This is a genomic window from Acidovorax sp. sic0104 (assembly GCF_019219095.1).
Lineage (GTDB): Bacteria > Pseudomonadota > Gammaproteobacteria > Burkholderiales > Burkholderiaceae_C > Acidovorax.
This window is the reverse complement of the sequence record NZ_JAHUWH010000016.1, coordinates 77,248-93,752: the sequence shown is the minus strand read 5'-3', so window position 1 is coordinate 93,752 and position 16,505 is coordinate 77,248. Positions and strand designations below refer to the sequence as shown.

Annotated in this window: 14 protein-coding genes; 8 read left to right on the top strand and 6 right to left on the bottom strand. The window is 65.4% G+C overall.

Annotated features, from left to right (window positions below):
• Positions 1–169: 169 nt before the first annotated feature.
• From KW835_RS21460 to KW835_RS21440, 5 genes are all read right to left on the bottom strand, one after another.
• Positions 170–2,704, bottom strand: coding sequence for an ankyrin repeat domain-containing protein (locus KW835_RS21460; RefSeq protein ID WP_218386197.1), 2,535 nt, complete (start codon positions 2,702–2,704; stop codon positions 170–172).
• A gap of 189 nt (positions 2,705–2,893) precedes the next feature.
• A complete protein-coding gene (acnB, locus tag KW835_RS21455; protein WP_218386196.1) occupies positions 2,894–5,503 on the bottom strand; it encodes a bifunctional aconitate hydratase 2/2-methylisocitrate dehydratase in 2,610 nt (869 codons plus the stop codon).
• 134 nt (positions 5,504–5,637) lie between these two features.
• Positions 5,638–6,288, bottom strand: coding sequence for a hypothetical protein (locus KW835_RS21450; RefSeq protein WP_218386194.1), 651 nt, complete (start codon positions 6,286–6,288; stop codon positions 5,638–5,640).
• 40 nt (positions 6,289–6,328) lie between these two features.
• Complete coding sequence (locus KW835_RS21445; protein WP_218386191.1) at positions 6,329–7,396, bottom strand: CoA ester lyase; 1,068 nt, start codon at positions 7,394–7,396, stop codon at positions 6,329–6,331.
• A 12-nt stretch (positions 7,397–7,408) separates the two neighbouring features.
• Positions 7,409–8,395: a malate dehydrogenase gene (locus tag KW835_RS21440; protein WP_218386189.1), complete on the bottom strand. Its 987-nt coding sequence runs from the start codon at positions 8,393–8,395 to the stop codon at positions 7,409–7,411.
• Between the two features lie 213 nt (positions 8,396–8,608).
• On the opposite strand from KW835_RS21440, the gene KW835_RS21435 reads away from it, so the two are divergent.
• From KW835_RS21435 to KW835_RS21400, 8 genes are all read left to right on the top strand, one after another.
• Entirely contained in the window at positions 8,609–9,397 is a 789-nt protein-coding gene (locus KW835_RS21435) for a GntR family transcriptional regulator (protein WP_218386188.1), read from the top strand.
• A gap of 134 nt (positions 9,398–9,531) precedes the next feature.
• Positions 9,532–9,966 (top strand): succinate dehydrogenase, cytochrome b556 subunit, encoded by a 435-nt coding sequence (gene sdhC / locus KW835_RS21430; protein WP_218386186.1) that lies wholly within the window; start codon positions 9,532–9,534, stop codon positions 9,964–9,966.
• Between the two features lie 79 nt (positions 9,967–10,045).
• The gene (gene sdhD / locus KW835_RS21425) at positions 10,046–10,411 is read left to right on the top strand and encodes a succinate dehydrogenase, hydrophobic membrane anchor protein (protein WP_218386184.1); all 366 of its coding nucleotides are present in this window, start codon (positions 10,046–10,048) and stop codon (positions 10,409–10,411) included.
• 31 nt (positions 10,412–10,442) lie between these two features.
• Positions 10,443–12,248, top strand: coding sequence for a succinate dehydrogenase flavoprotein subunit (gene sdhA, locus KW835_RS21420; protein WP_218386182.1), 1,806 nt, complete (start codon positions 10,443–10,445; stop codon positions 12,246–12,248).
• 28 nt (positions 12,249–12,276) lie between these two features.
• Positions 12,277–12,978 (top strand): succinate dehydrogenase iron-sulfur subunit, encoded by a 702-nt coding sequence (locus KW835_RS21415; protein WP_137749577.1) that lies wholly within the window; start codon positions 12,277–12,279, stop codon positions 12,976–12,978.
• A 24-nt stretch (positions 12,979–13,002) separates the two neighbouring features.
• Entirely contained in the window at positions 13,003–13,329 is a 327-nt protein-coding gene (locus KW835_RS21410; protein ID WP_218386179.1) for a succinate dehydrogenase assembly factor 2, read from the top strand.
• Between the two features lie 58 nt (positions 13,330–13,387).
• Positions 13,388–14,698 carry a citrate synthase gene (locus tag KW835_RS21405; RefSeq protein ID WP_218386177.1) on the top strand — a complete coding sequence of 437 codons (1,311 nt, stop codon included), beginning with the start codon at positions 13,388–13,390 and terminating at the stop codon, positions 14,696–14,698.
• Between the two features lie 206 nt (positions 14,699–14,904).
• Positions 14,905–15,306, top strand: coding sequence for a hypothetical protein (locus KW835_RS21400; RefSeq protein WP_218386170.1), 402 nt, complete (start codon positions 14,905–14,907; stop codon positions 15,304–15,306).
• 25 nt (positions 15,307–15,331) lie between these two features.
• Here KW835_RS21400 and KW835_RS21395 read toward each other — a convergent pair whose 3' ends face one another.
• Positions 15,332–16,387 (bottom strand): GlxA family transcriptional regulator, encoded by a 1,056-nt coding sequence (locus KW835_RS21395; RefSeq protein WP_218386168.1) that lies wholly within the window; start codon positions 16,385–16,387, stop codon positions 15,332–15,334.
• Positions 16,388–16,505: the final 118 nt, after the last annotated feature.

Here is a 16,505-nt window from a genome sequence, read left to right as displayed (position 1 = left end):
GACTCTGATCGCGGCGTCGCGCGAACGTTCCGTGGCTTGCTCTCGGACCTTCCAGGCCTGTGTCCCTGTCGCGGCCTCGCTGCCTGCACCTTCTTTACGCCTGCACCTTCTTTACGCCTGCATTTCCATCGCGTCGGCCCAAGATCGCATCGCACCACATCGAGCCGCGTCAGCGCTGGCGCTCCAGCAGCCAGCGCTCGGCGTCGGCCTGCTGGCCAAAGCGTGCCCAGTCCAGGGCCGTCTTGCCCTGCGGGTCGCGGCGCCACAGGTCGATGCCGCGGCCCTCCATCCACTGCAGCACCGCCACCCGGCCCTTGGCGGCCGCCAGCATGGCGGGCGTCTCGCCGCGGCTGGCGGGAGCGGGCTCGTCCAGCGGCTGGCCCTGGTCGGCCAGCCATTGCAGGCACGGCACGCACCCGCTTTGCGCAGCCATGTGCACGGGGCCCCAGTCCCAGCGGTTGCGGGCTTGCAGGCTGGCACCGGCGTGAACCAGCCGCTGCGCCACCGCCAGATGGCCGCCCCAAAAAGCGCGCAGCAGCGCGGTGTCGCCCCGCTCGCTGTCTTTCTGCGTCTGGCGCAGGTCCGGCTGCGCGCCCGCCTTGAGCAGCAGGTCCACGTGGGCCATCTGCCCCCGGTGCGCCGCCAGCATCAACATGGAAGACCCGTTGTCCGCGAGCAGGTTGGGGTCGGCGCCATCGCGCAGGGCCTGGTCCAGCGCAACGGCATCGCCCGCGTTCTGCGCATCCATCAGCCGGCCGTCCGGGCCCGACCAGACCCGGTGCGACGCGGCACCGCCGGCTGCGTTGATGGTGGCGACGCCCACGGGACTGCGTGGCGCCCACCACAGGGCGGCGAGCACTGCGCCGATGAACAACCAGCCCCAGGCGGGGCGCGACACATCATGGCGCTGCGAACGCCGTGCGCCCGGCGTGAAGCGGCCGCGGCGGTCCTGCCAGGCCTTGGCAATGGCCCGGCCTACGCCGGCCGCAGCCTCGGGCCCGCTCAACGCCGGCGTGAGCTGCACCAGCGTGCCCTGCGCGTTGCGGCCGTACACCGCATGGTGGTTGTTCTGTGCGCTGCCGCTGCCCGTGGCATACACGACCTTGTGCACCAGCGACTGGCTGGCATCGCCCGCCACCGATGTCACGGTGGTCCACATCCAGGAGCTGCAGCGCGCCACCACGCCATCGTCCTGCACCCGGGTCACCCAATTGCGCGTTGCCGCGTGCAGCGCCACGGCCAGCAGCCCCGCCGTCACGGCCAGCCCGCCCCACGACCGGGGCAGCACCACGCCATGCAGGCCGATGCGGTCGTTGACGAGCCATTCGATGGCCAGTGCGGCCAGCGCGATGCCGGCTCCCCAGCGCCAGGCTTGCTGCGCAAAGCTGATCTGCACCGCCTGGGGCAACTCCTGCAATACAGCGCCTGCAGGCCACGCGGGGACAGCACCGCCCCTTTGCGCACCTTCTGGCGGGATGATGGGCTCCTCACGCGTCCACACGGCGCGGGGGTCAAAGCGGTCCTCGGGCAGCGAATCACCAGGTCTGAGGGGTGCGGCCTGCACGGGCAGGTCGTAGGACAGTTCGACGGAACCGTCGGGGCCCAGCAGTTCGACCCGCCAGTCAACCCGCTCCCGGGACCGTTGTGCACCATGGGCGGGCGCGTCCTGGGGCACATCAAAGCGTGCGACCAGCCGCAGGCCGCCGTCGGGCGTGGGCTGCAGCGCGGCCCGGGCATCTACAACTTCCACTTGCCGCTCGGGGGAGCCCGAGCTCGATTCATCCACCCGGTACTGCGCCAGCCTCAAGCGCAGGGCCTGGGCGCCGGGCTGTGCCGCAGCGCGGTGCGACAGCAGCAATGTCACCTCCACCATGCGGCCGGCCTGGGGCCGGTAAGGCAGTGCAGTGAAGCCCGCGCCCTTGTAGCGCCACACCATGCGGGTCTGGCGGATGGCCAGTGTCAGCATCAGCACACCGACCACCACGAACACGCCGATGAACGCCTGGGCCCAGCCCGACGCATTGCGGTCGGACCACAGCAGGGCCGCCATCGGGAACGACAGGCCGCACCACAGCAGGCTGAAAATCCAGGCCCCGACCGCCGTGCCGTGCAGTGAATTGCGCGGGGCCGGCCCGCTGGCTGGTGGTTCGCCGTGCGCTGGCTGCGCCATGCCCATGGACTCGCCGCGACCAATGAGCAGCAGCACAAAGACACAGGCCGCCACCACCCCCACTGCGGTGAAGATCAGAGCAAACGGCAAGCGAAAGATCTGCAACCGCCAGCGGATGGAAGGATCGATCAGCGACTGCGCAGGGTTGTCCGGATTCACCCGCACCGTGATGGGCTGGTTGCGGGCCTGCGCCTGCTGCAGCCGGCCGTGCCACTGCTGGTGCCAGTCGCCGATGTTGTCGGACCCGCTCTGCGCATCCAGCCCCACCCGTGTTCCCTCGTGGCTCGCGCCGTTGAACTCGTAGCGGTAGCGGGCCTGCACTTCGTACGTCGTGCCGCCCTTGCTGCCCGGGTGCTGCTTGAGCTCGGCGCTGATCACCTGCGCGGGTGCCTGCTGCCACTGCCCCACCTGCCAGGCGGTCCACAGTGTCTGAGCCAGAGGCTTCAAACCGAAGAAGTAGCCCCCCAGACCGAAGGCGACGGCAAAAATCGCGCTGAACACCAGCGCCCCTGCGCGCCCCATTGTGTTTTTCATGAATCCCTCCCTTGTCGTGGTGGTTGTTGTTATGCCGCGAGCTTAGCTGCCAACATATGACAAATCAGTGACTGTCATGTTGCCGACAAACCACTGTCACGAGCCCCCCCTCCCACAACGCGGGCACCCATAAAAAAAGCGGCCCCGAAGGGCCGCTTGGCAGGCAACGGACTGGCCGCCGCCGCGGTATCAGCAGGCCACGGCCGCCGACGCAGGTGCAGCCTTGGCGGCCTCCGCGTACTCTTCGATCTGATCGAAGTTCATGTAGCGGTACACGCTCGCCTTGTCGGCATCGATCACGCCCATTTCCTTGAGGTACTCTTCCTTGGAAGGCAGGTAGCCCAGGCGCGAGGCGATGGCGGCGAGTTCCGCCGAGCCGAGGAACACGTTGGTGTTCTTGCCCAGGCGGTTGGGGAAGTTGCGGGTGGAGGTGGAGATCACCGTCGCGCCTTCACGCACCTGCGCCTGGTTGCCCATGCACAGCGAGCAGCCGGGCATTTCGGTGCGCGCACCGGCCGTGCCGAACGCAGCGTAGTGGCCTTCCTTGATCAGCTCGCTCTCGTCCATCTTGGTGGGCGGTGCCACCCACAGCTTGACGGGAATGTCGCGCTGGCCGCCCAGCAGCTTGGCTGCAGCGCGGAAGTGGCCGATGTTGGTCATGCACGAGCCGATGAAGGCTTCGTCGATCTTGGTGCCCGACACTTCGGACAGGAACTTGGCGTCGTCCGGATCGTTGGGGCAGCAGACGATGGGTTCCTTGATGTCGGCCAGGTCGATCTCGATCACGGCGGCGTACTCGGCGTCCTTGTCGGCTTCGAGCAGGTCGGGCTTGGCCAGCCAGGCTTCGACCTTCTCGATGCGGCGCTGCAGCGTCTTGGCATCGGCGTAGCCGTCGGCGATCATGTTCTTCATCAGAACGATGTTGGAGGTCAGGTATTCCTTGATCGGCTCGGGGTTGAGCTTGATGGTGCAGCCGGCGGCAGAGCGCTCGGCCGAGGCGTCCGACAGCTCGAAGGCTTGCTCGACCTTCAGGTCTGGCAGGCCTTCGATTTCCAGGATGCGGCCGGAGAAGGCGTTGATCTTGCCGGCCTTGGCCACCGTCAGCAGGCCCTGCTTGATGGCGTACAGCGGGATCGCGTGCACCAGGTCGCGCAGGGTCACGCCAGGCTGCATTTCACCCTTGAAGCGCACGAGGATGGATTCAGGCATGTCCAGCGGCATCACGCCGGTGGCGGCGCCAAAGGCCACCAGGCCAGAACCTGCGGGGAACGAAATGCCGATGGGGAAACGCGTGTGCGAGTCGCCGCCGGTGCCCACGGTGTCGGGCAGCAGCAGGCGGTTGAGCCAGCTGTGGATCACACCATCGCCAGGACGCAGGGCTACGCCGCCGCGGTTGCTGATGAACGCAGGCAGTTCGCGGTGCGTCTTCACGTCCACAGGCTTGGGGTAGGCGGCCGTGTGGCAGAAGGACTGCATCACGAGGTCGGCCGAGAAGCCCAGGCAGGCCAGGTCCTTCAGCTCATCGCGCGTCATCGGGCCGGTGGTGTCCTGCGAGCCCACGGTGGTCATCTTGGGTTCGCAGTAGGTACCGGGGCGCACGCCCTGACCTTCGGGCAGGCCGACAGCGCGGCCAACCATCTTCTGCGCCAGCGTGAAGCCGGCATTCGTCGCCACGGGGGCGGTGGGCAGGCGGAACGCGTTGGACGCTGGCAGGCCCAGGAACTCGCGAGCCTTGCTCGTCAGCGAGCGGCCGATGATGAGGTTGATGCGGCCGCCGGCGCGCACTTCGTCGAACAGCACGTCGCTCTTGAGCTGGAACTCGGCCACGGTGGCGCCGTTCTTCACGATCTTGCCGTCGTAGGGCAGCACGTCGATCACGTCACCCATTTCCAGCTTGGACACATCCACTTCGATGGGCAGCGAACCGGAGTCTTCCTGCGTGTTGAAGAAGATGGGGGCGATCTTGCCGCCCAGCGTGACGCCACCAAAGCGCTTGTTGGGCACGAAGGGGATGTCCTGGCCGGTGGCCCAGACGATGGAGTTGGTGGCCGACTTGCGCGAAGAACCGGTGCCCACCACGTCGCCCACGTAGGCGACCAGGTGGCCCTTCTTCTTCAGGTCATCGATGAACTGCATCGGGCCGCGCTTGCCGTCTTCTTCGGGCTTGAATGCCGCGTCGGGACGGGTGTTCTTGAGCATGGCCAGGTAGTGCAGCGGGATGTCGGGACGGCTCCAGGCATCGGGCGCGGGCGACAAATCGTCGGTGTTGGTTTCACCTGGCACCTTGAACACGGTGACGGTGATCTTCTTGTCGACTTCGGGGCGCGAGGTGAACCACTCGGCGTTGGCCCAGCTCTGCATCACTTCCTGGGCCTTGGCGTTGCCTGCCTTGGCCTTGGTGGCGACGTCATTGAAGAAGTCGAACATCAGGAGCGTCTTCTTGAGCGCCTCTGCCGCGACGCCCGCCACTTCGGCGTCGTCCAGCAGCTCGATCAGGGGGTGCACGTTGTAGCCGCCGACCATGGTGCCCAGCAGCTCGGTGGCCTTGGACTTGGAGATCAGGCCGACCTGGATGTCACCGTGGGCCACGGCCGCCAGGAAGCTGGCCTTGACCTTGGCGGCGTCATCCACGCCAGGGGGCACGCGGTGCGTGAGCAGGTCCAGCAGGAAGGCGTCTTCGCCCGCAGGGGGGTTCTTGATCAGTTCGATCAGCTCGGCCACTTGCGAGGCGGTCAGCGGCAGCGGGGGGATGCCCAGGGCGGCGCGCTCGGCCACGTGGTCACGGTAGGCTTTCAACATCATTTTTCTCCGGTTGCGTTCTAAAGTGGGGCGGCGTGCGGTGTGGTGGTTGCCGTCGTTCCGACGGCGCAGCCAGGCTGCACGCAGTTCAGTTTTTGTATCTGTTGTTCTGAGGTGGCTCGCTCGGCCGGGCACTACTTGGAGATGGGCTCCAGCACGCTCACGGGCGGGTTTTTCTTGATGGCTTCGGCCACCAGTTGCTGCTCGGGACTCATGCACTCGTCCGCCAGGCGCTGGCCGAGCTTCTGGTTCATCAGCATGGACTTGTTGGCGATCTGCAGCCACACCGCGCCACCCTTCTGGTCTTCCAGGCGCACGGTGCCGGTGGTGGTGGCCACTGGCGACATGAAGTACTTGAAGCCCTTGCCTTCCACATGGAAGTGGCCGGGCGAGGCGGGTTCCGCCGTCACGGTAACGAACGCGCCCAGCTCGCAGGCAATGCGGCCGGTGTGCACACGATCGGCAATGGCCAGCTCGGCCGGCGACAGCGCGGCCTCTGCGGCCATGATGCCCGCCGCCACCTGGTTGGTCGCGCTCTTGAGCTGCGTGCGGCTGCTGGTGGGCTCGCTCTTGGCCACTGCTTTCTTGGCAGGGGCTTTCTCGGACGATTTGGCGGACTTCGCGTCCTGCTTGGCCGCAGGCTTGGCGGCCGCCTTGGAGTCGGACTTGGCTGCAGGCTTGGACTCCGACTTGGCCGCCGGCTTGGATTCGGTCTTGGCGGGCGTCTGCGCCAGGGCAAAGGCTGGGGCCAGCAGCATCAGGGCAGAGGCAATAACGAATTTCATGGAAGATCCTGCGTGGGGAAAAAGGTGTTGGCGATGATGTTCACGACGAAGCAACGGCCGGGGCGTCAAACCAATGGCGCACGGCCAGGGGAAGCGCGCGTCCCGTGCTGTGCGCGCGCTCTATGACCTGCCAGAAGAAACGGTAGCTGGCGCGGTCGTGCAGCGTGCCATCCAGGCTGATCGGAGCCCAATCAGCATCAGCGGCAGCTGCTATTATTTTGGAAGCATGTTCGATGTCGTCCTGCTGCGGCGCGAACGCCTGCAGGATGGGGCGGATCTGCGCGGGGTGGATGCTCCACATGCGCGTGTAGCCCAGCTCATTGGCAGCGCGTGTGGCAGCGCTCTGCATGGCTGCCGTGTCGGTGAATTCCGTCACCACACAATGCGACGGCACCTTGCCATGGGCGTGGCAGGCTGCGGCGATCTCGAGCTTGGCGCGCACCACCAGCGGGTGCGTGAACTGCCCGGCCGACGTCATGCCATGGGCCGGGATCGCACCGGCATGGGCCGACACGAAGTCCATGAGCCCGAAGCTCAGGCTCTGCACGCGGGGGTGGGCCGCGATCTCGAAGGCGCGGTGGACGGCCGCCGGGGACTCGATGAGCACATGAATCGGCAGTTGCGAGGGCGACGTGCGGTCGATGGCGCGCTCGACCAGCAGGACATCGTCCACCGACTCGACCTTGGGCACCATGATGTGGCACAGCCGGTGGCCAGCCTCACCAGCAATGACGGCAACGTCGTTCGCAAACGCAGGGTGGTCCACCGGGTGGACACGGGCAGCAACACGGGCTCCGGGAGCCGCGGCAACGGCCAGTTCAGCCACCAGCCGCGCGTGCTCCGACTCCAGGCCTACAGGCGCGCCATCTTCGCAATCCAGGGTGACGTCGAAGACGCAGGTTCCGAATTCCTGCGCCATCTCGGCCTGCAGCTGCAGGCTTTTGCGCATGCGTGCCTCGACGCCGCTGTAGTGGTCGCAGACCGGAAGGAAGCCGGCCTGCGCCTGGGCGCCGAGCAGCACATCGCGCGGATGGGGTTGCGCAGCGCCCTGCCCCTGTGCAGAGGCCGGGGCGGCCCGAAGGCCCGATGCCTGTGGCGTCGGCTGCATGGTGTGCCAGGTTTACAGCAGGTGCTTGACGCCGTCCTGCTCGCCTTGCAGCTCGGCCAGGGTCTTGTTGATGGCTTCTTGCGAGAAGGCATCGATCTCCAGGCCTTCGACGATCTTGTACTCGCCGTTTTCGGTGGTCACGGGGAACCCGAACACGATGCCGGCAGGAATGCCGTACTCGCCGTTCGATGGCACGCCCATGGTGACCCACTCGCCATTGGAGCCCAGGGCCCAGTCACGGATATGGTCGATGGCGGCGTTGGCAGCCGAAGCGGCCGACGACAGCCCGCGTGCTGCGATGATCGCCGCGCCGCGCTTGCCCACGGTGGGCAGGAAGGTCTCGGCGTTCCAGACCTGGTCGTTCACCAGGTCCTTGATCGACTTGCCGTTGGTGGTGGCGAAGCGGTAGTCGGCGTACATGGTGGGCGAGTGGTTGCCCCACACGGTCAGCTTCTTGATGTCGCCGACCTTGGTGCCGGTCTTGGCGGCCAGTTGCGAAGCCGCGCGGTTGTGGTCCAGGCGCAGCATGGCTGTGAAGTTCTTGGCAGGCAGGTCGGGCGCGGACTTCATGGCGATGTAGGCATTGGTGTTGGCTGGATTGCCGACCACCAGGACCTTGACGTTGCGCGAGGCCACGGCGTTCAGGGCCTTGCCCTGAGCGGTGAAGATCTGGGCGTTGGCGGCCAGAAGGTCGGCGCGCTCCATGCCGGGGCCGCGTGGACGGGCGCCCACGAGCAGGGCGTAGTCGGTGTCCTTGAAAGCCTGCAGGGGGTCGCTGTGGGCTTCGATGCCGGCCAGCAGGGGGAATGCGCAGTCTTCCAGCTCCATGATCACGCCCTTGAGCGCGTTCTGGGCCTTCTCGTCGGGGATTTCGAGCAGTTGAAGAATGACGGGCTGGTCCTTGCCCAGCATTTCGCCGGAGGCGATGCGAAACAGCAGGGCGTAACCGATTTGGCCGGCGGCGCCGGTGACGGCAACGCGAACAGGCTTCTTGCTCATGGTGAAAACTCCAGGAAGTGAAAAAACAGAAGGTGATGCAAACAAGCACCAGCCCTGTTACCAGCAGCCTGTGCCCCGCAAAACAGCCTTGGAGTGTACCGCCGATTGGAAGCCCCGGTCAATTTGTCTTATGTCTTATATAAGATATGATTGAGGTCTCTTCGTCGTACCTCAGCCCCTGCTGCAACGCGGGGCGAACCGCGCTCGCCCACCATGTCGTCCCTTCCTTTCGCCGCTGACAACCCAGCCGCGCCCCAAGGCGCTGCGGGCAGCGCCACGCCGGCCTTCAGCCCGCTGTACCAGCAGATCAAGGGGCTGATCCTGCAGAGCCTGCAACAGGGCGAATGGAAGCCCGGCGAGGCCATCCCCAGCGAGATGGAGCTGGCAGCGCGCTTTCGGGTCAGCCAGGGCACGGTGCGAAAGGCGATCGACGAACTGGCAGCCGAAAACCTCGTCATGCGCCGCCAGGGCAAGGGCACCTTTGTGGCCACGCATGCCGAGCAGCACGTGCAGTACCGCTTCCTCAAGCTGCTGCCCGACACTGGCGATGCACGCGTGGAAGGCCCGGCCCAGCGCCGCGTGATCGACTGCCGCAGGGTGCGCGCCAATGCCGAGGTGGCGCGGGTGCTAGCCCTGCGCACGGGTGACGCCGTCATGCAGGCCCGACGCATCCTGGCGTTTGCGGGCGTTCCCACCATCCTGGAAGACATCTGGCTGCCCGGCCAGGCTTTCAAAGGACTGACGGCCGACCAGTTGGCCAGCTACCAGGGTCCGACCTACGCAATGTTCGAGCTCGATTTCGGCGTGCGAATGGTGCGGGCCGAGGAGAAAATCCGGGCAGTGCTGCCCGACGCCGAACAGGCAGGCCTGCTGGGCATCGCGCCCGCCACGCCCCTGCTGAGCGTGGAGCGCATTGCCTATACCTACAACGACGTTCCGATGGAGTTACGGCGCGGCCTGTACCTGACCGACACCCACCACTACCGTAATGAATTGAGCTGACTGCAAGCTGGCACCCGAGCGTTAATGTCGAAAATACCGACCTGCTCATAACCCCTCTTGTTGCGTTGCAATAGAATTTTGCGTTCTTTGCATCTCCGAATTACAAAGAAGTTACATCCACGAAAGCACTCAACATGACCGAGCTCGCCAAAAAACGGCCTGAATTTCGCAACATCAATGCGTTCAAGGACCTGACCACCTACCGCATGACGCCAGCCGCGTGGGTTTCGATCCTGCACCGCGCCAGCGGCCTGATCATGTTCCTGCTGCTGCCTTTCATCATCTGGATGTTCGACACCTCGGTGTCGTCCGAAATCTCCTTTGCCCGCTTCACGTCGGCATTCACCGCCGGCATCGGCTTCGTGCCCGGCTGGTTCGTCAAGCTCGCGGTGCTCGCCCTGATCTGGTCGTACCTGCACCACTTCACGGCCGGTCTGCGCCACCTGTGGATGGATGTGAGCCACAGCGCCGTGAACAAGCAATTCGGCAAGACCTCCGCGCTGACCGTGCTGGCAATCAGCATCGCGCTGACCGTGGTGCTGGGCGCAAAGCTGTTCGGCCTGTACTGACCGAACAACTACCCCCCAAAAAAGCAGCGGCCGCTGCTCCAAGTGCTCCACGCAGAACAAGACAAAAGGAAAAACATCCATGTCCGTCAATTACGGTTCCAAGCGCGTCGTCGTCGGCGCCCACTACGGCCTGCGCGACTGGCTCAGCCAGCGCGTCACCGCCATCCTGATGGCCCTGTTCACCCTGGCCTTGCTGGCCCAGGTGATCTTCTCCAAGGGACCTATCGGCTACGACAAGTGGGCCGGCATCTTCTCGGCCCAGTGGATGAAGGTGCTGACCTTCGCCTTGATCATCTCGCTGGCCTGGCACGCCTGGGTTGGCATGCGCGAAATCCTGATGGACTACATCAAGCCCGTGGTCCTGCGCCTTGCGCTGCAGGTGTTCGTCATCGTCTGGCTCGTCGGCTGTGCCGGCTGGGGCGTCCAGGTTCTGTGGCGTCTCTGATTGAATCCCCCGCGACTGAAGGCAAACAACAATGAGCTACACCAAAGCTAACATCACCAAGCGCAAGTTCGACGTCGTCATCGTAGGCGCCGGCGGCTCCGGCATGCGCGCATCGCTGGAACTGTCTCGCGCAGGCCTGAACGTGGCCTGCCTGTCCAAGGTGTTCCCCACCCGTTCGCACACGGTGGCGGCGCAGGGCGGCGTGTCCGCATCGCTGGGCAACATGAGCGAGGACAACTGGCACTACCACTTCTACGACACCATCAAGGGCTCCGACTGGCTGGGCGACCAGGACGCCATCGAGTTCATGTGCCGTGAAGCACCCAACGTGGTGATCGAGCTCGAACATTTCGGCATGCCGTTCGACCGCAATCCCGACGGCACCATCTACCAGCGCCCCTTCGGCGGCCACACCGCCAACTACGGTGAAAAGCCCGTGCAGCGTGCCTGCGCCGCAGCTGACCGTACCGGCCACGCCATGCTGCACACGCTGTACCAGCAGAACGTGAAGTCCAAGACCAACTTCTTCGTGGAGTGGATGGCGCTGGACCTGATCCGCAATGAACAAGGCGACGTGGTCGGCGTGACCGCGCTGGAGCTGGAAACCGGCGACCTGTACGAGCTGCAAGCCAAGGCCGTGCTGCTGGCCACCGGCGGCGCGGGCCGCATCTTCGCGGCATCGACCAACGCCTTCATCAACACCGGCGACGGCCTGGGCATGGCGGCACGTGCCGGCATTCCGCTTCAGGACATGGAGTTCTGGCAGTTCCACCCCACCGGCGTGGCTGGCGCGGGCGTGCTGCTGACCGAAGGCTGTCGTGGTGAAGGCGCCATCCTGCTCAACAGCAATGGCGAGCGCTTCATGGAGCGCTATGCGCCCACCCTGAAGGACCTTGCACCCCGCGACTTCGTATCGCGCTCGATGGATCAGGAAATCAAGGAAGGCCGTGGCTGCGGCCCCAACAAGGACTACATCCTGATGAAGCTGGACCACCTGGGCGCGGACACGATCCGCAAGCGCCTGCCATCGGTGGAAGAGATCGGCCACAACTTCGCCAACGTGGACATCACCAAGGAACCGATCCCCGTGGTGCCCACCATCCACTACCAGATGGGTGGCATCCCCACCAACATCAACGGCCAGGTGGTGGTGCACGACGGCCAGCAGAACCATGTCGTCAACGGCCTGTACGCCGTGGGCGAATGCTCGTGCGTGTCTGTGCACGGCGCCAACCGCCTGGGCACGAACTCGCTCCTGGACCTGCTGGTCTTCGGCAAGTCGGCCGGCAAGCACATCGTGAGTTTCGTCAAGGAATCGGGCGAGCACAAGCCCGTGCCTGCCGACGGTGCAGACCGCACGCTGGCGCGCCTGAACCAGCTGCAGGACTCCACCGAGGGCATCTACGCCCAGGACGTGGCCAACGACATCCGCTCGAGCATGCAGTTGCACGCCGGCGTGTTCCGCACGCAGGCCAGCATGGATGAAGGCACGGTCAAGATCAACGCCATCCGTGAACGCGTGAGCGGCGTGACGCTGAAGGACAAGTCCAAGGTCTGGAACACGGCCCGCATGGAAGCCCTGGAAGTCGACAACCTGATCGAAGTGGCCCAGGCCACCATGACCTCGGCCGCTGCCCGCAAGGAATGCCGTGGCGCACACACCGTGTACGACTACGAGCACCCGGCCGACCACGCCGAGTTCCCGTTGGGCCGCAACGACAAGGAGTGGATGAAACACACCCTGTGGCACAGCGCGAACAACAGCCTGACCTACAAGCCCGTCAACCTCAAGCCCCTGACGGTGGACAGCGTGCCTCCCAAGGTCCGTACGTTCTGATGACTCAGCAGCCTCACGAAAGAACAACATGAAGCGCACCTTTCAAATCTACCGCTACGACCCGGACAAGGACGCCAAGCCCTATATGCAGACCATCGAGATCGAGCTCGATGGCCACGAGCGCATGCTGCTGGACGCCCTGGTCAAGCTCAAGGAACAAGACCCCAGTCTGTCGTTCCGCCGTTCGTGCCGCGAAGGCGTGTGCGGCTCGGACGCCATGAACATCAACGGCAAGAACGGCCTGGCGTGCCTGACGAACATGAACACCCTCAAGGGCACCATCGTTCTCAAGCCCCTGCCCGGCCTGCCGGTGATCCGCGATCTGATCGTGGACATGACGCAGTTCTTCAAGCAGTACAACTCGATCAAGCCGTACCTCATCACCGAGGACCTGGCCCCCGAGAAGGAACGCCTGCAGAGCCCCGAAGAGCGCGAAGAGCTCAATGGCCTGTACGAGTGCATTCTGTGCGCCAGCTGCTCCACGAGCTGCCCCAGCTTCTGGTGGAACCCCGACAAGTTCGTGGGACCCGCCGGCTTGCTGCAGGCCTACCGCTTCATCGCCGACAGCCGCGACGAAGCCACGGGTGCGCGCCTGGACAATCTGGAAGACCCGTACCGCCTGTTCCGCTGCCACACCATCATGAACTGCGTGGACGTGTGCCCCAAGGGCCTCAACCCCACGATGGCCATCGGCAAGATCAAGGAACTGATGGTGCGCCGCGCCGTCTGACCCTCTTCAGACCGCAACACTGCCATGTCCGAGACCTCGCCCCCCCTCGCCCACGCGCCGGCGCCGACTGACCTGCTGGACGATCGCGAACGCGCCAAGCTGCACTGGCGCTCACGGCGCGGCCTGCTGGAGAACGATCTCTACATCGAGAACTTCTTCGCACTGCACGGGGCGCGCCTGAACTGGCGCCAGGCCTATGGCATGAATGAGCTGATGAACCTGGCAGACAACGACCTACTGGACCTGGTGCTCGCCCGCCGCGAGCCCGAGGGTCCGCTCGATACAGAAGAAGTGCGTGAAGTACTCGGCATGCTGCGGCTCAGTGGTGGCGCAGCGAGGCCCAGGGCCTGACCTGGAGACAGGGCCCCTTACCACCGGAATTCCGGCAACCTACCCAAGGAAAGTAACAATGAAGCTAGCTGACAACAAAGCCACCCTGTCGTTCAGTAACGGCAGCCCCAGCGTGGACCTGCCGGTCTACCAGGGCAGCATTGGCCCGGACGTCATCGACATCCGCAAGCTGTACGCGCAAACGGGCATGTTCACCTATGACCCGGGCTTCCTGTCGACGGCGGCGACCCAGTCGGCCATCACCTACATCGATGGCGACAAGGGCGAACTGCTGTACCGCGGCTACCCCATTGAGCAATTGGCGCAGAACTGCGACTTCCTGGAAACCTGCCACCTGCTGCTGTACGGCGACCTGCCCAACCAAGCGCAGAAGACCGACTTCACCAGCCGCGTGACCAACCACACCATGGTCAACGAGCAGATGCAGTTCTTCCTGCGTGGCTTCCGCCGCGACGCGCACCCCATGGCCGTGCTGACCGGCCTGGTGGGCGCCCTGTCGGCCTTCTACCATGACAGCACCGACATCAACAACCCGCAGCACCGCGAGATCGCTGCCATCCGCCTGATCGCCAAGATGCCCACCCTGGTGGCCATGGCGTACAAGTACGGCGTGGGCCAGCCCTACATGTACCCGCAGAACAACCTGAGCTACGCGGGCAATTTCCTGCGCATGATGTTCGGCACGCCCTGCGAAGAGTACAAGGTCAACCCCGTGCTGGAACGCGCGCTGGACCGCATCTTCATCCTGCACGCAGACCACGAGCAGAACGCATCGACCTCTACCGTGCGCCTGTGCGGCTCGTCGGGCACCAACCCGTTCGCGGCCATTGCCGCCGGCGTGGCGTGCCTCTGGGGCCCCGCCCACGGCGGCGCCAACGAAGCAGCCCTGAACATGCTGTACGACATCCAGGCCCAAGGCGGCGTGGAGAAGATCGGCGACTTCATCAAGCAGGTCAAGGACAAGAACTCCGGCGTCAAGCTGATGGGCTTTGGCCACCGCGTGTACAAGAACTACGACCCCCGCGCCAAGCTCATGCAAGAGACTTGCAACGAAGTGCTGGCCGAACTGGGCCTGGAAAACGACCCCCTCTTCAAGCTGGCCAAGGAGCTGGAAAAGATCGCCCTGGAAGACGACTACTTCGTGCAGCGCAAGCTCTACCCGAATGTCGACTTCTACTCCGGCATCGTGCAGCGCGCCATCGGCATCCCCGTGAACCTGTTCACCGGCATCTTCAGCCTGGCCCGCACCGTCGGCTGGATCGCCCAGCTGAACGAAATGATCGGCGACCCCGAGTACAAGATCGGCCGCCCCCGCCAGCTGTTCACGGGCTCCGAGCGCCGTGATGTGCCGCCTATCAGCAAGCGTTGATCGGCAGCCTGGTTCCTCGAAGGCTCCGGTCTTCGGGGTGCTGCTCCGGAAAGCCCGCTTCGGCGGGCTTTTTCCATGGTGGCCCGCTTTTACCTTGCATCGCGGGCCTGCGGGCGACGCAGCAGCCAGCGAGCCGGTAGGATGGGCACGGGGCCCACGCCGTGGCCCCTCCCGACACGGTACACATGGCCGACGGAGCCCACCCCATGCACCCCATGAAGCGCATCAATCACCTGAACTCGGTGGCCCTGCTGGCCCTTGCCGTGCTGCTCGCGGTCATCCTCGTGCTGCCGGAGCTGGGTATCGCTGCAGGGTGGAAGCCCAAGACCACGCCCTACCGGCTGGTCAGCAACCCGTTCATCGGCTGGTCCCTGGTCGTCGTCCTGGGCGCTGGCCTGGTGCTGATCCGCGCGGGATCGGAGCTTTCGCAGTGCATGAGCGCGCTGGTGTTTGTGGGCCTGGTCTTCGGCCTGGCCATCGCCACCGGACTTTTCTGGGACCCATGGCTGTCACCCGCCCTGGTGTTCGCCGTGCTGCCGATCCAGAAAGCCGCGACCCAAGGGCTTCAGTCGCTGGCAAGCTCACGAGTTGCGGGTTCGAAGCGGTAGCGGGCGACGGCAGACCTCGCAGCCGTCAACGCCGCCCCTGGCCGCCGAACCGCTCCCGATAGGCCTGCGGCGTGACCCCCACATGCCGCACGAACAACTGTCTTAGCGCCTGCTCCGACCCCATGCCCACGCGCGCGGCCACGGTCTTGAGCGGCAGCGCGGCCTGCGACTCCAGCAGCCGCCGCGCCCCCTCCAGCCGCGCCGCATCGACAAACGCCGACGGCGTCTGCCCAGTCTCCTGCACGAACACCCGCCGAAAGTGCCGCTCGCTCATCGCTGCGCGCGCAGCCAGGGCGGGAAGGGGCATGGGCTCCTGCAAGTTCTCCACAATCCAGGTCTGCACGGCCTGGATGTCTCGATGGGCGGTGCCCTGGCTGGCCAGTTGCACGCTGAACTGCGATTGGCCACCGGGGCGCTTGAGGTACATGACCAGATCGCGCGCCACCTCCAGCGCCAGGGCGTGGCCAAAGTCGTCTTCCACCAGGGCCAGCGCCAGATCGATGCCGGCCGTCACACCGGCAGAGGTCCACAGCGGGCCGTCGCGCACGTAGATGGCATCTGGGTCCACGTCGATGGCAGGGTAGCGCTGGCGCAGCAGGGCGGCCACGCTCCAGTGGGTGGCGGCGCGGTGGCCGTCGAGCAAACCAGCCGCGGCCAGAAAGAAGCTGCCCGAGCACAGGGCGATCATGCGATCCACGCGCGGTGCGACGCGGGCGGCCCAGGCCACCAGGTCGGGCGAGGCGGCCAGCACCTGTTCGATGTTGCGCGAGCCGACCAGCACTACGGTGCAGCCGGGGCCACCCTCGCATTCTTCTCCCGCTACTTCTTGTTGTTCCAACTGAGCCAGGGTGTGGGTGGCCGTGAGGGCCATCAGGGTGTCGGACTGCACGGCCCCGGCCTGGGCCGCCACCACGCGCACGGCGTAGCCGTCGGGCCGCCCGTGCTGCTGCAGGTGCACGTTGGCGTAGTCAAATACGGACATGGGGCCCACGGCCTCCAGCGCCTTGAAGCCGGGGTAGACGACGAGATCGATGCGGTGGGGCTGGCCGGCGGGGTGGCGGTGCGGATGGTGGTTGTCCATGGGCGAACGGGTGCAGGGAAAGGCAATGGACTATACGGGAGGGGATGTCCGCCAAGACCATGAACGATGGAATTCGGCCATACCCCCAAGGTCTGCGGCCATGCGTTTCTGCGGACTG